Here is an 18,885-nt window from a genome sequence, read left to right as displayed (position 1 = left end):
AACAATGTTATTAACAATGTTAAATATATAAAATAATAAAAATTGACACACTGAAAAATACTATTTAATTTTTAATAATAGTCTTTAATTTTGTCGAAAACTCTTGATGAAATAAAAAAAATCATCAATATGACAATTTGAAAACTAATTTTGTGTAAGATTATGATTTTGCTTTAAATTTTTTAAACGTTAAAATATAATACCGTTGATTGTTGGTTTGGTGTTAAACCTTTGTGTTGGTATTTTCATTTTCAGAGCTTTAAATAATTTTGAATATTAGTGAAACCCAAACCATGATAATGAATTAAGGCTTCTTTAAGACTGGATTGTAATTTACTAATCTTATTTAACTTTTGATAACTAGTATCAGGGTTTGTACTAGTTTTGGTGGAATATAGAGTAGAATTTGTTTGTTTTGCTACTAATAAATATAGTGGTTGCATATCAGAAATAATTATTGATTTTTCTTTAATTAGTTGCTTATTCATATTTTCAATAATCCATTGTTTTTGTAATCTTTTGGTATTGGTGGATTGAACAAAAATATTATTATTGCTATCAAATGCCATTTGAATACAGCATTTGGTATCAGTTGAAAATGGATCGAGATGAGTTTTTCGTTTATCAAATTTATCTTTAAAATTGCCTTTATGAATTTCTTTAATAAATGTTTCATCCATTTGGATTTGACCATTTAATTTTTTAAATTTTAACTGTGTATTTTCTAATTGTTTTGATTGCATTAATTTTTGTCGATTATATCAAGCGGTTTTTGGGGTTGTTTTAATAAAACGAGAAATTATTTTACTAGATTGTCCTAACAATGAAATTTGAATTAATAAATTTCACTGTTCATAATTTAAATGACTTCAATAAGTAAAATGATGACGAAATGCATCAAAACTAGCACGACATTTTTTACATAAATATTTTTGTTTTCCTTCGGAATTATGACCATTTTTAACACAATGAAAAGATTTGCAATTAGGACATATAATGCCTTTATCTCTAAATTTTTGATCAATTTCATTTAAACGTTTTTGTTTTTTAATTAAGTCTGCTTGTTGTTTTATTTTTTCATAAAATTCTAAAAATTGATCATCTGTTAAGCTATTTATTAATTCTGTAATTATTTTTTTCATCATTTATTTACCTCTATATATTAAAAATATACCTAATTTTAGGTATATTTTATAAATATCAAGAGTTTTCGACAAAATTAAAGATAATAGTTATTAAAATATAAAATTAATCATTTATAATTAAATTGATATTTTTGCACTACATACTGCCTACAAATTTTAAAAAGAAAGTAGATATATTTATAAAGAATATTATAAAAATTTATATTCCAAAACTACTATTAATATGACCCCTAATAAAAATATTCTTATTTTTATTAAATCCTACTTTAAAACAATTATTTCATTACTAATAATTTCAATAATAACTTATAGACAGTGTGTAATACAAAAATAAACAACAAAATTATTTAATCAACTCACATAAAAGCTAGTGTGCCATAGCTAAGATATATGATCAGTAATAATAAATATTAAAATCCTTTAACCATAACACGGAAAAAGTTTAAAATCTTAATGATAACAAAAATACCAAATGGAATTAAAATAATTCACGCATCACCCAAAAAGGTCATTAATTGTGGTAATACAGCATAAATTGCTTCTTTAACTTTCATCATTGCTTGCCCTAAACCACTTCAAATAGAACCCATTCCATCTGAAATAGTAGGTTTATCACCAACTGCTAAAAAATTAATTGCTGTTGTTAAATACATACCTAACATTATTTCTTATCCTCCTTATTTTCAATTTCTTTTTTATCTTTTTTCTTTCCTCGAATTTGGCGAATTTTTTGATAAATTGATAAACCAATTCAAGCAAAAATACCTAATATAATAACAACACTAAAAATTGTCGTTAATCAAACTGGCATAACTTATTCCCCCTAAAAATCTAATTTTCGCGGCACGCTTCGCGTGTTCGCTACGCTCAAAATAAACTATATTGAATAAATTACCGCTAATAAATTACGCGGATAATTTATTCATCTTCTTTTTCATTATTAATTAAAATATTATTTACCGTATTAATAACATTATCTTTTCCATACTTAGTTACTAAGGACCGTAAAATAAAATAATGTTTTCTTTCCATTAAAAAATCAACTCCTTTCTGAGTTGATTTGTTGCACTTCACTTACACGATGCATTATTAATAAAATTTTTGTAACCTCTAATTTTTCAAATTAAAGGTTACAATTTTGAAAGGAGAAACAAAATGAAAAAACTATTAAGTATTTTGGGGGCAGTAACATTAGTTGGAACTGTAACACCAAATGTTATTTCATATCATAACAAAAAAAGTATCGATAAAAATGAAATTAGTTCAAAAGACCTTACGGTTTTTAATGAAATTCAAACTAAAGCTACTGAAAAAATTAATCAAAAAATTAAAAATAATGCTTATGTTGATAGTTCAAAAAATAACCCATCAAAAATCTATTCTAAAGTAAACAAAGGAGATATAGAACCTTATCAATTAAAACTAAGTAATTCTGAAGACAATAAATTAGCTACTTATTTTATTAGTGATTTTACAAAAATCTTTGATAGTGTTAATCGTGATTTACAAAATGAATATTCAAATTACTTTGTTAATGAATTACCATTAAAATTAGATGATGAAAGAAATGTTGTAAAAGTAACTTATATTGATGTTGAAAATTTACGTAATAAATTTCCAGCTGATGTTAAGCCAGAATTATTTTCGGCAGTTCGTATTGATTATACGGCAACAATTCAGTTAAAATTTAAACAAATGTATGCTAATTTTCAAATATCAAGTATTTATAATGTTGCAGAAAATGTTTCTGCATTGCAAGTCTTTTCCGATAAAGCAGTTACCTTTTTAATTCAAAATATTAGAGAATATTTTAATAAATTAGAGACTGTTAATTTTAGTGAAAATGAAATTTTTAAACCACTATATGATCAAATGATTTGAGACTTTTCTAAAAATAATGTGGCATTGAATGATACATTAAAAAATGCTGTTAAAACTTATATTGCAAGCAAAAAAGAATTCAAAGATATTACAATGAGTTACAATGCCGTTGACTTGCTTTAACAAGAACAAAAAGGTGGGTTAAACAATGAAAATAAAGGATATGGTGGTTTATCAAAATTTCAAGATCCAAAAGATTTAACATTATCAAATTGAATTAAAGATCAAGCGACTGGTTGAACCGATATTAATGGTGTAACAGGTAGTGATTTTGCTAATTTTTATAAAACTAAAGTTGCTTCAGTTTTTAATGTTGATGATAATGTTTACTTAGCTTTAGGAACATTTCAAATTAAACTAAATTATTTTAACATTTATGGATTAGGTTTAACTGGAACAATGAAAAATAAAGATGATGAAGATGCAACGATTACCTTAAACTTATCACGGGCAGGAATTGATAAAAAATTAGCAAATTGAGGGAAAATTATTATTGCCTTTTTAAATTATGTAAATGGTAATGTAATTAATAAAAATGAAGTTAATTTTGGGATACCAAAAGAACTATATAGCAAAATAGTAATTAAAAACCAAAAAAATGGGTTAAAAGATGTTTCAAAATTGTTAGTCACAGATTTTAAAGAATCTGATGGGGCAAAGGATTTAGAGGATATTGACCTATTCAATTTAATATCACATCCATTATCGCCAAATGTTAAGGGTGGATCGCGTTATGTTGATCCTAGTGCCTTATTTTGAGATGATCAAACTGAAGAACGTTGAGCAATTCTATTTACTTTTGGTGAAGATACAGACACTGGATTGTTTTACTCTTTTGCTTCTGGACAGCAAAGTAATGAAACTCAAGAAAAAATTGAGGGTGTTAATTTGGGAATGTATAAAAAAGCTTAATTTTAAAATTAAGCTTTTTTTTGTATGTTTTTGAAATTTTTACCCTTGTTTTGTTCTTATATACAGTTTCTAAAATAATTTTTACCTTTATTTTAGGCCCCATTTTAAAGACACATATTGGGTTAATGTTATTTATTGAGAATTGGGGATAGTTGCTTTTTTTACTATAATTTATTTTAGACTTAGAAATATCAACACAAAAGGAAAAACGGAGATAGCGAATTTGAAGAGAGTATTTTGCTTATTAGCAGTTATTTTTCCTATAGTTACGGGTTTTAGTTTGGTTTCTGCTAATTTATGGTGACAAGAAACAAAAAATTTAGGACTATTGTTAAAACCAGATTCGATTATGACAAAGAACAAATGAGGGTTAAATAGTTTACGTGGATATGATGATGGTTTAATGCCATCAATTCGTAGTAATGTTATGATGGGATTGCAAAATAACTTAGGAATAGAAGTTGTTAAAAATTTAAATGTTGAAATTTATTATGGTCATGTTACTGATAATAATTTTTATAATGCAAAAGTAATTGATTTTAATGATTTCACTAATACTAATTATATTTTTTGATTTACTGTTGGAATTTTTGCAACAGAAAAAAGTCCTTTTACAGGTCATAAATTTTTAGAATTTGATTATCGTCAAAGTTGAGAATCTGTTGATAATAAATTTGTTAAATTTGATAATTCAAATGGGCCAATTGATAGTGTTCCTAAACTTGTTAATAGTTGGAATAAATTATTAAATAATAAAATAATTCTTGATAATTTTAACGCCCAATTTCAACGGATGAATTTAGATATTACTGCAGGGATGGAATTACAACCAGGACAGTTGACAATTAATCAGGATATTAGTTCTTTTATGAATTTAAGTGAAGCCTTTGTGCCTGAACAAAATGATTTTTTAACAATAAATCCTGATTTATTTAAGTATGTTCCTGAACGTTTACAAACATCATTATTTAAAATTTCAAACCAGCCTTTTACATTGCAAACAGCACCAGTTATTAAAATCCAAAGTAAAGATTTTAAAGACCATAATTTTGATTATGCGATTCTAAATCAGGATGTTACTTTAGAAACTAAACTAAATGGCATATATCTTGAGATGAAACAATTTATTGTTAATGCTGTGCAAGATATTTATAATTCTGATTTATCAATTGATGCTTTTGAATTACAATTCCGTAAAAATGGTTATTCTGGTCCTAATTTATTGGATAATGAAACAATCTTAAGCGATTTATATACTTTTACTACACCAAGTGGAGAAAAAAGACATTGAGTTTGATTAGAATTAATTAATGCTAAAGATACTTCACTTGATTTAAGTACTTTGCCGGGGGTTCATTTAGGATTTAAGGTATAAAAGGGGTGATATGATGCGACAACAGTTATCATTTAAAAAAAGTATTCAAATTTTATTAGTTCTGGTTTTAATTCCGCCATTTGTAATGATGGTTGTTAGTTGTAGCCGATTAGGAAAAAACGGTTCTGGTGGCGGTAGTCATGGTCAATACGATAACCAGTATAATTTTCAATATGGTTGTGGTAACAATCAAAATCCACTTCCAGATGATAATTATTATTTTCATACCTTTTTGGTGATTCAAAATTTACATATAGTGCTTATAATGAAGATAAAAATGGAGACCAGGTTTTTTATGGAAATCGCTCAGATGTTTTAAAATGTAGTAATGATAACCCAATGTTAACATCATGAAAAAATCAACATCTTAATACACAGTTAATTTTATTAAATAAAGAAGACCTTGATAAATATCAGGATTTAGAAGTATCTATTATTAATGATAATAACGATCCAAATATTATTAGTGATGTTGTTTTTCTGACTTATATTAAAGCTTTTCCAAATGCAGCAAGTTCTAATCGTTATATTTATCCTGGGGTGCAGTATATGCCAGATGCATTAGGTGAAAGAACTCTCGCAACAATGCAATATGATGTTCAACCAATTTGAATTAGTATTTTTGTTGGGGCCAAAGCTAAAACGGGAATTCAAAATTTTACCGTAAAATTAAACTTTACGTTCAATCAACAAGTTAAAAAAGAAATTGTGCGTAAGTTTAGTGTTGATATTAAAAATTATCTTTTAACAACAGGTGATTCTAATAAACCATTAAGTGAACGATTTGGTTTTAGTGCTACTTCGTTTCCTTCAAATGGAATGAAATATATTGATACCGGGAATGACTCAATGCAAAATAAATTAAATTATGAAGGAAGGTCAACAGCAGAAAAGGAAGGACCCTTTGATAATAATTTACCATGATATTTTTCTCCAACAATGCGACCATATTTACTAGCTAATTTAAAAGCTTTAAAAGAATCAAATACGTTTTATTTATATGGTCCTGGTTGAAATTATCAATTAATTCAATGAGTAGGGAAATTAAATAAGCTAGGTTGAACCGACCAACAATATGAAGACTATATTAAAAGCAGTGATTTAAATGCCGTCTTTAATGATCATGCTTGAGAGTGAGAATTTGATTTTAATGCTTTTGATGAATATTTAAAGGTTGCTGCGCAGTTGGGATATACTGAATTTATGTTTTCAGCAATGGAACCAGGTACTTTTAGTTTCTTTTACCTTAAAAATGGTGCGCAAAAAGGACCACAACGAGAATTTAAGGCGGAGTTAGTAAATTCAAGTAACGGAATGCCAGGGAAAAATTTTGAAGCATATTTAAATACAATTCATAGTAAATTTATTAAGGCATTATCAAGTCATTGAAATGCCATTCGGAATAAACCAGAGTATCTAACGCCAAATAAACAACGAATTACTTTGTATGAATCATTTGACGAATTAGCTGATAAGACAAATGAGTTAACAATGAAAAATGTTGCTCAAAATGACCCGTATGGTGTTATTAAATCTAGTGTTTTTGCTGGTTGACGGTTTCGTTATAACCCTTTTGATGAAGATGATATTCAAAATATTTTCTTAAATAAATATGATCAAATGATTTTACAATATCGTGAAATTGTTGAAAAGTTTAATAATATAAATATTTATAAACTACGAAGTAATATTATTCGTCGAAAATCTTTTGGCAATTCAACCATGATTTATACGTCATGAAATAATTTTCCTGCTGCTTATATTCAATCTGATAATAGTGAACAAGTTTGAGGACCATTAATGGCCTATAAATTAGGGGCAAATGGTTATGTTCGGTGGTCATTTGACTTATATCGTGATGATTACTATGCAAAAAAAGAAATGAATGGGCAATTTGAATCAGGAGATGATAACCTAGTTTATGTTGGAAATATTAATGGACCACGCTATAGTGTTCTTTATAAAAATTATATTGATGGTATGGAAATGGTTCATAAAATGATGAAGTTAATGGAGTTATATCCAGATAAAAAACATTATTTAAATCGGGCATTAAATGCAATTGGATTCCCAGCATCAACAACAAGAGATAATCATTATAAGTGGTATCCACAGCAGTTTACGTTAGATGATGTTGTGTTTGAACAACCAGGGTTAATTTATCATAAAACAATTGGAGAACAAGTATATGAATTATTTATGTATGTTAATTCATTATAAGAAGGGAGTTATATGAAAAAGTTATTAATGGCACTATTAGCAGGAAATCTTTTATTGACAAGTGTTGGCACAATCGTAAGTTGTCAGAGTCAACATACAGAACAACTTGATTTTGATTTGGCCAATATTGATGAAACAGTATTTCAAAATTATGATTGAACAGTTGATCAAATGCTAGGTAGTGAACTTGGTGGTTTTCAAACATTACGAAGTACTGTTCTTGAAATTTTGCAAAATAATGTTCAAACTTTAAACATTTTAAAAGTTAATGTTGATATTTATTATGGTGCTCAAACTACGCCTAATAAAGATTACTTAATTGATTTTAGTGCTGTTTGGAACTTATTGCCAATTACTTATTTTTCAATTCATATTACACCAAACAATTATGGTAATTATCTTAATGAAAAATGGATTATTATAAATACTAATGTTGATTTAAGCCAATTAAATGTTTTTAAAAATGAAACATTGTTTTATTCAAATAATCCAGTTCCAAGGGATAATGCTAAGTTAATGACTGGTTTTATTCAAAGTACTAATCGAATATTACAAACTGATCAAGGATATGAAGAAATTGTAGCATATTATAAAAGTAAAAAGATGTGAAATGATAATAAACCACCCCCAAAAGGTTTCTTTAATTTAGAAATTAATACGAAACGAGATGAAACTACCTATCTAAAATTTGATGCTGCAACTGCCACATTGGTCTTTGATCCAACGGTTACAAATAGTAATTATAAAACAATGCTTGATGGAAAAGGATTTGCTTTTGCCCAAAAAACAGCATTTTTATCAGTTTGAAATGTCACAATTGAAAGTAACGATTTTAATGCTAATGATTGACGGAACATTGATTGAAAACCTGTTCCAAATAAAACATATGATGGGACAACTACTGTGCAAGAAGTTGTGGCCGATGTTACCAAATATTTAGTTGATTGATCAACTTACGTCCATAATTTGCATTTTATGCGTGCGGCAGATGTTGAGGTTATTTTAAAAAAAGGAGCCCAAGCAAATGCTAACGATCCTTGACTACCAACAACACAGTTAAAAGACTTATGAAAAGCTAGCGAACATGGGAATTTGCCATATGTCTTTGCGTGGTTTAAAAATAGTAATAAAAGTTATATTAAAATCAATAATACAACGGGTAGTGTGGGGACGCATGTATCGTTTAAACTTAAATAGAAGGGGAAAAATAATTTTATGACAGATTTAATTTCTTTAAAATATTTTATTGTATTAAATGTTTTATTTTTCCTTTTTGCTAGTAGCTGAGAAGGAATTTATTTAGGTAAACATTTTAAAAACAAAAAAGCTAGCGATAAGTATATTGTTGGTAAATTGTTTTATCTTTTCTTAATTATGATCAATCTTGGTTTACTTTGTAATGTTATTCAATTATTTTGTTTATTTTTGACATCAAATTTTACTTTTACCACTAATTATTTTCCAAAATGAAGTTTATTTTCACGACAAATTTTTTATGCAATTACAACGGCACTTAGTATTTTTACTTTTGTTTTTTTCTTTGCAATGACATATTTTTATCAATGAAAAACTGTTATTTATTTCAATAAACAAGAAATTAAAAGTCTTTTTAATGAATATGATTTAGCAGGTGGTGTCGTTCGAGTTGTTAATTTTAATCAAGTGAGTTTATTACACTTTGCGGAAAAATATTTTATTTATAAAACGAATGGGATATTTTATCAGCAAATTACATCTTTTTTTAAATGTGATTTTAAGGAAAATAATAATAAGTTTCAAATATCGGCAGTAAAAATCTTACGCTTAAAACATTATTCAGCAGGAAAAATTGACTTTCTTTTAACAAAAAACTCTATTTTTCAACAAATTTGAGGATGGTTATATTTTGAAAGAGTTATTAATTTTGTGTTTATTATTTTAAAAGTAACAAGAATTCTTTTAATTTGTTATATTTTTTTGTTGGGTGTTTTACAATGAGATGCTAGGGCGTGATTATTTTATCACTATGATGGAACACAATATCTTTTAAACAAAGGTAATATCATTTATGTTTTAAGTATTATTGTAATTCTTCTTCTTCTTGTTGAATTATTATTCCGAAGTTTGTTATGTATAATAAATTTAATTAGTAAAAATTACTATGAAATTACGATAAATTTATTTAAATTTGTTATTTTAATTGTTACACTTGTGTTGTTTAGTTACTTTTTTAGTAGTTTAAATGCCTATGTTCAATACTTGAATTTAAAAAATGATAATCCAACAGTTAAACCTAGTTTAAGTGTTGAACGATTATTATTTTGATTACAAAAAGATTATTTACGAGGAATGGGCCTTTTCCTATTATTTCCTTTGGTTTTTAGTGGTTTTGATTTTATTCTTGATTGTTATGCCCTAACTCGTAATAGTTTCGCTCTTAAAACTGGGAAAGGAATTAAACGAGAGTATCATTTTAAACAGTTATGTCAGATCAAATCCGATGCATAAAAAGATTTTTATTTACTGTTGGGTAATTTGATAGTATAATTAAAGTATGGGGGTGTTCTGGTTTCGACAGGAATGATCTACTAGTATCGGCAGTAGTTTGGCAGACTATAATGCTTCTAGGTTTGAAGAAACGCAAACAAAAAACAAAACGAAGACAAAGTTGAAATTCCAGCATTCATGATGAACAATCAATTTGCTGGTCAATTTCAAGCGTTAGCAGTTTAATTTCTCGTTGTTAGAGAATAGCTAGCCGTAATAATAGTTAATTGTAGGTTATTAACCATTATCGTATCTAAATACTTAATCTAATAGAAATTCTAATTGATAATGTTAGGGTTTTGAAAACAACTTATTATCTAGTTATTTAATTAGTTGTCTAGTCCCACTATTAAATAATGAAAGAAAGATGATTAGACTAAACTGTAGAAGATATTAGAAAGTTGTTTGTGGACGCGGGTTCAATTCCCGCCATCTCCACCATTTTTTATTTTAAGTCCTTTTTAAAACTTATTTTTAAGGGTGTAAATTTTAAAAAGTATTTAAAAGGAATGATATAATAAAAACAATGCATATATTTTTAAATGAGGTGAAAATAAGTGGGTAATATTTTAAGTATTATTTTTGTATATTTATTCTTTATACTTATTTTTACTCTTATTTATGTTTTTACCTGAGGTTTAGTTCGAAATTATTTTACTCGGTTTATGATTTATTACCAAGCAGTTATTGGTGGTGTTTTTGCCATTTTAGTTATTATTGCGCAAGGTTTGATTCTAGTTTTTGTCCCACCAAAAACAGGGGAAGCAAATACGATGATTGTTATTAATATCTTTTTGCCAATAATAGTTTGCTGAATGATTGGGGTTTTTATTTCTTATTTATCAACAATTTTATATACGATTATTATGTTTACTTTCTTATTTGGGGTGTTACCACATCTAACTAATAACTATTTTTTATCTTTAACGGGAACATCTAATATTGTTATGGTTACAGTCCTTTATGGACTAAGTTTAATTATTATTTTTATTAGTTGATACTTTAAATGAACAAAATGAACAAGTTGGTCATTATTAGCATTAGCGTCGTTTATTACAACATCAATTATTATTTTATTTCAATCTAGAATTATGGCTGTTTCAGCAAACTTAGTAAATGAATTATATGTTTTAGTGTGGATTACAATGAGTTATTTTGCTTATAGTATTTGTGCAATTATTGAATTAATTTATATTCATGCTTTAAAATTACAAAATATTATTGAATATGATCGAAACAGTTATGTTCGTGAAGCATTAGCACACGATGCTATTTATAATGTCATTCATAAAAATAAAATTCGACATGGAATTTATTTTACTTTTATGATTAATAATGTTGAAAAACTAGATCGTTTTTTAAGCAGCAATATTAAAAATAAAATTATTGACTTAATTTCAAACCAAGTTTTTACCTTATGAAAAGACCAAAATGTTTTATTTTTTAAGGCAAGCTTAAATCACTTTGGAATTTTTGTGCCCCTTAGTCAGGATGAAAAAATTAATATTGGTAATATTTTGCTACATAACAAAAGCAAATTACGACCAGAAACTGATTTATTAAAAGAATTTGAAATTTTATTAGGACAAGTTAATACTAGTTTTATTTTTAAAAAATACAAAATAATTGTTAAATTACAAGGTTATGCTTCATTATATGGTTTGCAATCGAATGATTTAAATAAGTTAAAAGAATATAATATTGCTACTGCTGATAATCGTTTAAACATTGAATATTTAAATCAAATTATTTTTGTTGATCCGGGACATATTAAGGAGTTATCAAATCAAAAACGCAGTATTTTAGCTTTAAATGAACATACGCAATTAGAAAAGATTGTTAGTTTATATTCGCCAATTGTTAATGTCACTGATGATTTTAAATTAGTATACCATTATAGTAATAACTTGGTTGATGGTGTTGATAGCGATCTAATGTTTACCAAGAATATTAGTAATTTTGGAGGACTTGTTCATGAAACAATGTTAGTACGTTTTAATACTGCTTTAAACATTAAAAATTTTCAAAAGTTAGATAATTATTTAGAACAAAAATTATTTATTACTTATCCAGCTAGTTTTATTGCTGGTGAACAGTTTAACTTAAAAAAATTTGCAACAAAATTAATTGAATTAAAAATTAAACCTTCGAATTTAATTTTAACGTTTGATTTAATGGAAACTGGTTTTGACCCAGAACAATTTAAACAAAATTTAACGGCAATTAAAAACATTGGAATTGAGGTGGCAGTTAAAAACTTTGGTGGAATTGATACTGAATTAAATAGTTTGTATTATTATGAGCCTAATTATGCTATTTTTGCCCCAACCATTATTCGAGAAATGTTTATTCATTTACATTATCAAAACTTAATTAAGGAATATATTATTTTAGCAAAAAAAATTGATGTTATTTTAATTGCGCCACAAGTTAATAGTTACTTAGGATATAGTAAATTAAAAGAACTAAAAATTGATTATATGTTTGGTTCATTGTTTGGTACTTATGATGAACAACAATTGGAAGTTAGTCGTGAGATAAAATTAGCATTATTAAAAAATAAAATGAAAGGGTCACAAGATGAGACTAAGATATAAGCCTTGAGCAGAAGAATATATTGAAAGCAATCCAACGGTTGCCTTACAGAATCCAGAAAATTATCAAGGACAATGAGCAAAAACTGTTTTCAAAAATAACCATCCCTTAAACATTGAAATTGGAACAGGAAAGGGTGAATTTATTGTTACTTTAGCAAAAAAATATCCAGAACAAAATTTTTTAGCAATTGAACGGTATCCTTCAGTTATGGTTTTAGCGTTAAAGAAAATTGTTGCTGAAAATTTACCAAATTTAAAAATTATTGCTTTTGATGCGACTATGTTATTAGACATTTTTGCGCCCCAGGAAGTTAATAGAATTTATTTAAATTTTTCTGACCCATGACCAAAAGTACGCCACGAAAAGCGGCGTTTAACTAACATAAAATTTTTAGAATTCTACCAATTAATTTTACAAACAAATGGTGAAATTCATTTTAAAACAGATAACGATCAGTTATTTGCTTATTCGTTAGAATCCTTTCAAACAAATAACTGAAAAGTTATTGATTACACGACTGATTTATATGATAGTGAGTATCTTGAAAATAATATTCCAACCGAATATGAACGTCGTTTTGTACAACTTGGAAAAAATATTAACTATATTTATGTTCAGAAAGAATTAGATTAATCGCATTATTGTTTGTTCATAAAGTTAAACGAGGGATTTCTGTGGTTGCAAGACTAAATGTATAACTAATTGATTCGTTAAAAGTTTTTTTAATTTTAATGTTTGAATAATGATAAGTTAAATACTCATCAACAAGTTTAATTTTACTAATAGGAAATTGAATAATAATTTCTTTTGTTTCTAAAAAAGGGATTAATTCACTATTTTTTAAATTCATTTTAACACTATTTGCATAAGCACAAATTAACCCGCCGGCCCCTAATTTAATACCTCCAAAATAGCGAATAACTAAACAGACAACATTGGTAAGATGATGATGTAATAAAATATCTAAAATTGGTTTGCCAGCAGTATTGCTTGGTTCGCCATCATCGTATTTTCGCATAATATTTTGATTTTTTCCGATAATATATGCATAACAATTATGATTTGCATTTAATTGCTGGTTTGTTTTAATAAAAGCAAGGGCTGCTTGTTCAGAAGTAACTTTTTGTAGCAAACAAATAAAACGTGACTTTTTAATGGTCATTTCTCCAATAATTATTTTGTTTTCTTTTAGTTCTTGCATTTCTTCACCACTTTATTTTGCTTTCTTAATTTTTGATAAAGATTTTCATATTTTTTATAAAATTATTTTATAATAATTTAAAATAAATGTTAGCATTCTTTGTTGTTTTTCTTACTATTTATTTGATAGATAACCTTAATGTTTTTTTTCATTTTAGGCAAAGTTTCTTTTAACCATAATTTATTTGATAACTTGGTTATACGCTATTGGAAATAAAAAATTTGACAACAAAAGAAAAACAAATATAATAAAAATATTAAATAAACAGTGGGAGGAAAAATAAAAAATATGAAGAAAATATTAAGTATATTAGGTACAATATCTTTAACTGGACTTGGAACAGCAAATAGTGTTGCTTGTAAAAATCAATTTTCAGAAAGCGATCAAGCCTATATTAATTCATTTTTTATGAGCAGTTTATTTTTTAACGTAGATTCTACTAAAATGGCAAAATGTAGCGGGGCGGAGATTAGCTAATATAGTGTAGATTTAAAACCTAGTATAGGAGTTAAAATTAATAAAGATAATATGAAAAATATAATAAAAACCGATGATGTCTCAAACAAAGATGGTGTAATTAGTTATTTAATTCAAGAATATGAAAAAATATCAAATGGTTTAAATATTAAATTAGAAAATAACATTTGAAATTTTACCAATGTACAGATAATTGATAATAAAGAGAATGGAAAAAGTAAATTCGTGCTTTATTGTAAAACCCAAAAATTTAATCTTGACGTAGATTTATTATTAAAATATAATTCAAAAAATTATAATTATAAGTTAGTTTTTAAATCCAATAGCATTTAAAGAATTAATAATATTAAAATATTTAATGTTTTTAAAACATCAAAGGTTTTAGTTCAAGAATCATTGGATTTAAAAAAGTTTTTGATATAATTAATTTGCAAAAAATAAATACTAATAATTACAATATTTCAGACAAGTAATAGGAGATAAAATAATGTGAATAAAGTATGCAGTTGGTTGGAGAGAGTTTTTTGATAATGAAATTAAAAAACCATATTTTCAACAATTGTTAAAAAATATTGATAATGAATATGAAAAAAATATTTGTTATCCCCAAAAAACCGATATTTTTCGATTATTTACTTTAATTGAACCAAAAGATATTAAAGTTGTAATTATTGGTCAAGACCCATACCATGGCCCTGGCCAAGCTAATGGATTAGCTTTCAGTGTTAGTAGTGGTATTAAAAACCCACCAAGTTTAGTTAATATTTTTCATGAATTAAAAAAGGATTTAGGGGTTGACCATCATGCTAGTGGTAATTTAGAACATTGAGTTAAAGAAGGTGTTTTTTTATATAATACAATTGGTAGTGTTGTTACCAAAACGCCACTGAGTCATAAAGATATTGGTTGAACAACTTTTAGCCAAAATTTAATTATTTATTTAAATCAAATTCACGATGCCATTATTTATGTTTTATGGGGCAATTATGCAAAACAATATAGTGAGTATATTACTAACAAAAGTAATATTATTAAGGGATCACATCCGTCACCTTTTAGCTATAACTTGTTTAAAGATCAACAATTTTTTATAAAAATTAATAATTTACTTTTAAAAAATAAAAAAAACATAATTGAATGAAAAATGTAATGTATAATTGTATTATGTAAAATATTGACTCCACAAAAGCTTTATTTTATCAACATGTAGATTGCGGGGATATTATGAGTTTATTAACAACATTTAGCGATATATCGAAAATCTTGTATAGTAATAAAATGGCATATATTGCTAGTGGGGTAATAGGCGCACTTTTTGTCATATATTGTGTTTATAATGGTTTGTATTATTTAATCAATCCTAAACGTTATCACGGGATTCGTTTTACAACAAAAAATATCGCATATATTACAATGTTAGCTGCAGTATCAGCAACGGCTACAATTATTATTTCCGTAACAGTCCCAATTACTGTTTTTCCACCCGTTCGGATTGCTTTTGAAGGATTAATGGTAAAAATTAGTGGTTTTATCTTTGGCCCAATTGTCGGTTTATTGTCGGGGGTAATAACAGATTTAATTGTTATGTTATTTGTTCCTTCCTATGTCCATGTTGCTTACATTATTGTTATTGCTTCATATGGGTTTTTGTCGGGATGTGCATCATCAATTAATCGCGCTGTTGGAAAACATAAATGAGTTCTATTTATGTTAACAAATATTTTTATTATAATTTTTGGAACTTTTGCTGGGGTAATGACTTGATATTCACCAGTAGAAACAATTACTTTATTTGCTGGTTTAGAGGTTAGTAAGGTTGTCTTAATTTATATTATTGGGTTTGGAACAGGAGGAACAATTGTTATTATTTGAATAATAATGTTTGTTTATCGCTACTTTGATAAAACCAAAAAACGCTACTGAGATTTAGTGGCCATTATTATGCTGGCTGTTATTAATGAATATTGAGTCACCACGCTAATATCCGCCTGGGGGGATATTGCGTTCTTAACAGTTTCACAAAATAAAAAAAGTGGAACGGATGGTTATGGAGTGACAATGATTTCGCGATTGGCAATGGCCCCATTAAAAGTTTTATTTAATTCAGCAATTATTTATATTACTTATCGGGCTGTTTCACCATTGATTCATAAAGATACCAATGCCAGTTTACAATATTAAAAGATGATGAAAAAATAACTTTATTTAAGTTATTTTTTTATTTATAACTATATAATGATAATAGAAAAAATAGAATGGAGATGAAAATAATGAAAGTAAATCCGCAAATTAAAGAATTAATTAACTTAGAATTAAAGCGGCAACAAGACCATATTGAATTAATTGCTTCAGAAAATTATGTTAGTGAAGCAGTTTTAGCTGTTACAGGTTCAATTTTAACAAACAAGTATGCTGAAGGATATCCGTTTCATCGTTATTATGGAGGGTGTGAATATATTGACCAAATTGAGCAATTAGCAATTGATAAAGTAAAAGAACTATTTCAAGCAGAACACGCTAATGTTCAAGCCCATTCTGGTAGTCAAGCAAATGCATCAGCCTATTATGCATTATTACAACCACACGATACGATTTTAGCAATGGATTTAGCTGCTGGAGGACATTTAACGCATGGACATAAAGTTAATTTTTCTGGTCGCTTATATAATTTTTGCAGTTATGGTGTTGATCCAAAAACAGAAATGTTAGATTATGATGCAATTGAAAAAATTGCGGTGGAAGTTAAACCAAAGTTAATTGTTGCTGGAGCAAGTGCTTATTCGCGTGAAATTGATTTTAAAAAGTTTCGCGTTATTGCTGATAAAGTTGGTGCTTTATTAATGGTTGATATGGCTCATATTGCTGGTTTAGTTGCTGCTGGATTACACCAGTCACCAATCCCATATGCTGATGTTATTACTTCAACAACACATAAAACATTACGTGGCCCACGTGGTGGTTTAATTTTATCAAAACAAAAATGAGCAAAGAAAATTGATGGTGCTGTTTTTCCTGGTAATCAAGGAGGACCGTTAGAACATGTAATTGCGGCAAAAGCGCAATGTTTTTTAGAAGCATTAGAGCCCCCATTTAATCAATATCAAGCTGAAATTGTAAATAATGCAAAGGTTTTAGCAACAACTTTAAAAGGAAAAAATCTTCGTTTAGTTGCTGATGGGACAGATAATCATTTATTAATGGTTGATGTAAAAAGCAGTTTGGGAATATCAGGACAACAAGCAGAAGAGATTTTACAAAAAATTGGTATTATCTGTAATAAAAATATGATTCCTTTTGACCAAGAATCACCTGTTGTTACAAGCGGGATTCGTTTAGGAACAGCAGCAATGACAACACGTGGTTTTGGGAGCAAAGAATTCCAACAAATTGGGGAAATAATTTATTATGTGTTGAAAGAACCCACTGATGAAAATATTGCAAAATATCAAAACGAAGTTAAAAAACTTTTGCATAATTTTCCAATTTATTCAAATTGACATTTAACAACATAATTAATTTGGAAATATCAGTTTAAATTGTTGCTTATCCTTGCTTTTTTAGTTATAATATTACTGCTTTATACATTGGACCCTGGTACGGAATAATGTTAGGAGGCATTGGCATGAGACAAACTACTATCTTGAATTCAGCAAAAGTTGAAAAGAAATGATATGTTATTGATGCTAAAGGTCTAGTTTTAGGACGTTTAGTAAGCAAAGTCGCAATGATCTTAAAAGGAAAAAATAAACCAGCGTATACGCCGCACGTTGATTGTGGTGATAATGTTATTATTTATAATGCTGATAAAGTTAATTTTTCAGGAAATAAATTAAAGGGTAAAATTTATTATCATCATTCACAACACCCAGGTGGGTTAAAACGAACAACAGCAAAAGATATGCTAGTTAAAAAACCAATTTATCCAGTTGAACACGCAATTAAAGGAATGTTACCAAAAAATAAATTAGGAAGTAAATTATTTCGTAATTTATTGGTTTATGCTGGTAACGAACATCCCCATGAAGCACAACAACCAATTAAGTTAGAATTAACTGATAAATAAAAGGAGCGGGTATGGCAAAAAAACAAGAAGTTATTTATCGTGGGACAGGAAGAAGAAAATCTTCTATTGCCCAAGTTGTATTGACTCCTGGTAAAGGAAATGTGGTTGTAAATGGGAAACTAGCGTTAGAATTTTTCCCATATGCAACATTAGTGCAGGATTTTGAACAACCTTTAGAAATTACTGGTGTAAAATCAGAATTTGATATTCGTGTTAAAGTATCTGGTGGTGGTTTTACCGGACAAGCGGGAGCAACAAGACTAGGAATCGCAAGAGCACTAGTTGAAGCTTCACAAGATTATAAAACCTTATTAAGACATACAGGAATGCTAACTCGTGATGCCCGTATTAAAGAACGTAAAAAATACGGGTTACACGGAGCGAGAAGAGCACCACAATACTCAAAAAGATAGGTATTTTTATCAAGAGAATATTTCAAAAATATTCTCTTTTTTATTTTCACTGTTTTTAATCGCTTTGATTGTTA

At 27.3% G+C, this 18,885-nt stretch carries 21 protein-coding genes and 1 other RNA gene; 17 read left to right on the top strand and 5 right to left on the bottom strand.

Annotated features, from left to right (window positions below):
* Nucleotides 1-182: 182 nt before the first annotated feature.
* The 4 genes from ACOBME_RS05300 to ACOBME_RS05285 form a co-directional block, all read right to left on the bottom strand.
* Nucleotides 183-1,145, bottom strand: coding sequence for a transposase (locus tag ACOBME_RS05300; protein ID WP_419334538.1), 963 nt, complete (start codon nucleotides 1,143-1,145; stop codon nucleotides 183-185).
* Nucleotides 1,146-1,555: 410 nt separating this feature from the next.
* Entirely contained in the window at nucleotides 1,556-1,807 is a 252-nt protein-coding gene (locus tag ACOBME_RS05295) for a hypothetical protein (RefSeq protein ID WP_040092696.1), read from the bottom strand.
* Nucleotides 1,807-1,956: a hypothetical protein gene (locus tag ACOBME_RS05290; protein WP_004027793.1), complete on the bottom strand. Its 150-nt coding sequence runs from the start codon at nucleotides 1,954-1,956 to the stop codon at nucleotides 1,807-1,809. The genes ACOBME_RS05295 and ACOBME_RS05290 overlap by 1 nt, the downstream gene beginning before the upstream one ends.
* A gap of 107 nt (nucleotides 1,957-2,063) precedes the next feature.
* Nucleotides 2,064-2,219, bottom strand: coding sequence for a hypothetical protein (locus ACOBME_RS05285; RefSeq protein WP_419335397.1), 156 nt, complete (start codon nucleotides 2,217-2,219; stop codon nucleotides 2,064-2,066).
* A gap of 81 nt (nucleotides 2,220-2,300) precedes the next feature.
* On the opposite strand from ACOBME_RS05285, the gene ACOBME_RS05280 reads away from it, so the two are divergent.
* From ACOBME_RS05280 to trmB, 10 genes are all read left to right on the top strand, one after another.
* Complete coding sequence (locus tag ACOBME_RS05280) at nucleotides 2,301-3,149, top strand: lipoprotein (protein WP_419334536.1); 849 nt, start codon at nucleotides 2,301-2,303, stop codon at nucleotides 3,147-3,149.
* A gap of 276 nt (nucleotides 3,150-3,425) precedes the next feature.
* A complete protein-coding gene (locus ACOBME_RS05275) occupies nucleotides 3,426-3,938 on the top strand; it encodes a hypothetical protein (RefSeq protein ID WP_338964572.1) in 513 nt (170 codons plus the stop codon).
* A 349-nt stretch (nucleotides 3,939-4,287) separates the two neighbouring features.
* Entirely contained in the window at nucleotides 4,288-5,313 is a 1,026-nt protein-coding gene (locus tag ACOBME_RS05270; RefSeq protein WP_419334533.1) for a hypothetical protein, read from the top strand.
* Between the two features lie 10 nt (nucleotides 5,314-5,323).
* Nucleotides 5,324-5,632, top strand: coding sequence for a hypothetical protein (locus ACOBME_RS05265; RefSeq protein WP_338964568.1), 309 nt, complete (start codon nucleotides 5,324-5,326; stop codon nucleotides 5,630-5,632).
* A gap of 20 nt (nucleotides 5,633-5,652) precedes the next feature.
* Entirely contained in the window at nucleotides 5,653-7,533 is a 1,881-nt protein-coding gene (locus ACOBME_RS05260) for a DUF4091 domain-containing protein (protein WP_419334531.1), read from the top strand.
* Nucleotides 7,534-7,545: 12 nt separating this feature from the next.
* Nucleotides 7,546-8,730, top strand: coding sequence for a hypothetical protein (locus ACOBME_RS05255; RefSeq protein WP_419334529.1), 1,185 nt, complete (start codon nucleotides 7,546-7,548; stop codon nucleotides 8,728-8,730).
* A gap of 18 nt (nucleotides 8,731-8,748) precedes the next feature.
* Nucleotides 8,749-10,020, top strand: a complete 1,272-nt coding sequence (locus ACOBME_RS05250) for a hypothetical protein (protein WP_338964560.1) — start codon at nucleotides 8,749-8,751, stop codon at nucleotides 10,018-10,020.
* A 48-nt stretch (nucleotides 10,021-10,068) separates the two neighbouring features.
* Nucleotides 10,069-10,500: a transfer-messenger RNA gene (ssrA, locus tag ACOBME_RS05245) on the top strand.
* Nucleotides 10,501-10,724: 224 nt separating this feature from the next.
* On the top strand, nucleotides 10,725-12,656 hold the full coding sequence (locus ACOBME_RS05240) for an EAL domain-containing protein (protein WP_419334527.1): 1,932 nt from the start codon (nucleotides 10,725-10,727) through the stop codon (nucleotides 12,654-12,656).
* On the top strand, nucleotides 12,640-13,290 hold the full coding sequence (trmB, locus tag ACOBME_RS05235) for a tRNA (guanosine(46)-N7)-methyltransferase TrmB (protein WP_419334525.1): 651 nt from the start codon (nucleotides 12,640-12,642) through the stop codon (nucleotides 13,288-13,290). Before ACOBME_RS05240 ends, trmB begins: the two co-directional genes overlap by 17 nt.
* Here trmB and ACOBME_RS05230 read toward each other — a convergent pair.
* The gene (locus ACOBME_RS05230; protein ID WP_419334523.1) at nucleotides 13,256-13,858 is read right to left on the bottom strand and encodes an IMPACT family protein; all 603 of its coding nucleotides are present in this window, start codon (nucleotides 13,856-13,858) and stop codon (nucleotides 13,256-13,258) included. The two genes, trmB and ACOBME_RS05230, sit on opposite strands and share 35 nt — an antisense overlap.
* A 288-nt stretch (nucleotides 13,859-14,146) precedes the next feature.
* On the opposite strand from ACOBME_RS05230, the gene ACOBME_RS05225 reads away from it, so the two are divergent.
* The 7 genes from ACOBME_RS05225 to rpsI all read left to right on the top strand — a co-directional run bounded on the left by ACOBME_RS05225 (nucleotide 14,147) and on the right by rpsI (nucleotide 18,811).
* The gene (locus ACOBME_RS05225; protein WP_338964549.1) at nucleotides 14,147-14,335 is read left to right on the top strand and encodes a lipoprotein; all 189 of its coding nucleotides are present in this window, start codon (nucleotides 14,147-14,149) and stop codon (nucleotides 14,333-14,335) included.
* 51 nt (nucleotides 14,336-14,386) lie between these two features.
* Nucleotides 14,387-14,668, top strand: coding sequence for a hypothetical protein (locus ACOBME_RS05220; RefSeq protein ID WP_419334521.1), 282 nt, complete (start codon nucleotides 14,387-14,389; stop codon nucleotides 14,666-14,668).
* Nucleotides 14,669-14,822: 154 nt separating this feature from the next.
* The gene (locus ACOBME_RS05215) at nucleotides 14,823-15,485 is read left to right on the top strand and encodes a uracil-DNA glycosylase (protein WP_338964543.1); all 663 of its coding nucleotides are present in this window, start codon (nucleotides 14,823-14,825) and stop codon (nucleotides 15,483-15,485) included.
* A 74-nt stretch (nucleotides 15,486-15,559) separates the two neighbouring features.
* Nucleotides 15,560-16,516, top strand: coding sequence for a hypothetical protein (locus ACOBME_RS05210; RefSeq protein ID WP_338964541.1), 957 nt, complete (start codon nucleotides 15,560-15,562; stop codon nucleotides 16,514-16,516).
* An 89-nt stretch (nucleotides 16,517-16,605) separates the two neighbouring features.
* The gene (locus tag ACOBME_RS05205) at nucleotides 16,606-17,847 is read left to right on the top strand and encodes a serine hydroxymethyltransferase (RefSeq protein ID WP_338964539.1); all 1,242 of its coding nucleotides are present in this window, start codon (nucleotides 16,606-16,608) and stop codon (nucleotides 17,845-17,847) included.
* 110 nt (nucleotides 17,848-17,957) lie between these two features.
* Nucleotides 17,958-18,398, top strand: a complete 441-nt coding sequence (rplM, locus tag ACOBME_RS05200; protein ID WP_338964536.1) for a 50S ribosomal protein L13 — start codon at nucleotides 17,958-17,960, stop codon at nucleotides 18,396-18,398.
* 11 nt (nucleotides 18,399-18,409) lie between these two features.
* The gene (gene rpsI / locus ACOBME_RS05195) at nucleotides 18,410-18,811 is read left to right on the top strand and encodes a 30S ribosomal protein S9 (protein ID WP_338964533.1); all 402 of its coding nucleotides are present in this window, start codon (nucleotides 18,410-18,412) and stop codon (nucleotides 18,809-18,811) included.
* Nucleotides 18,812-18,885 lie beyond the last annotated feature (74 nt).

It is taken from the genome of Spiroplasma endosymbiont of Sarcophaga variegata (assembly GCF_965178695.1).
In the GTDB taxonomy this organism is placed as follows: domain Bacteria; phylum Bacillota_I; class Bacilli_A; order Mycoplasmatales; family Mycoplasmataceae; genus Spiroplasma; species Spiroplasma poulsonii.
This window is presented reverse-complemented; position numbering and strand designations above follow the sequence as displayed.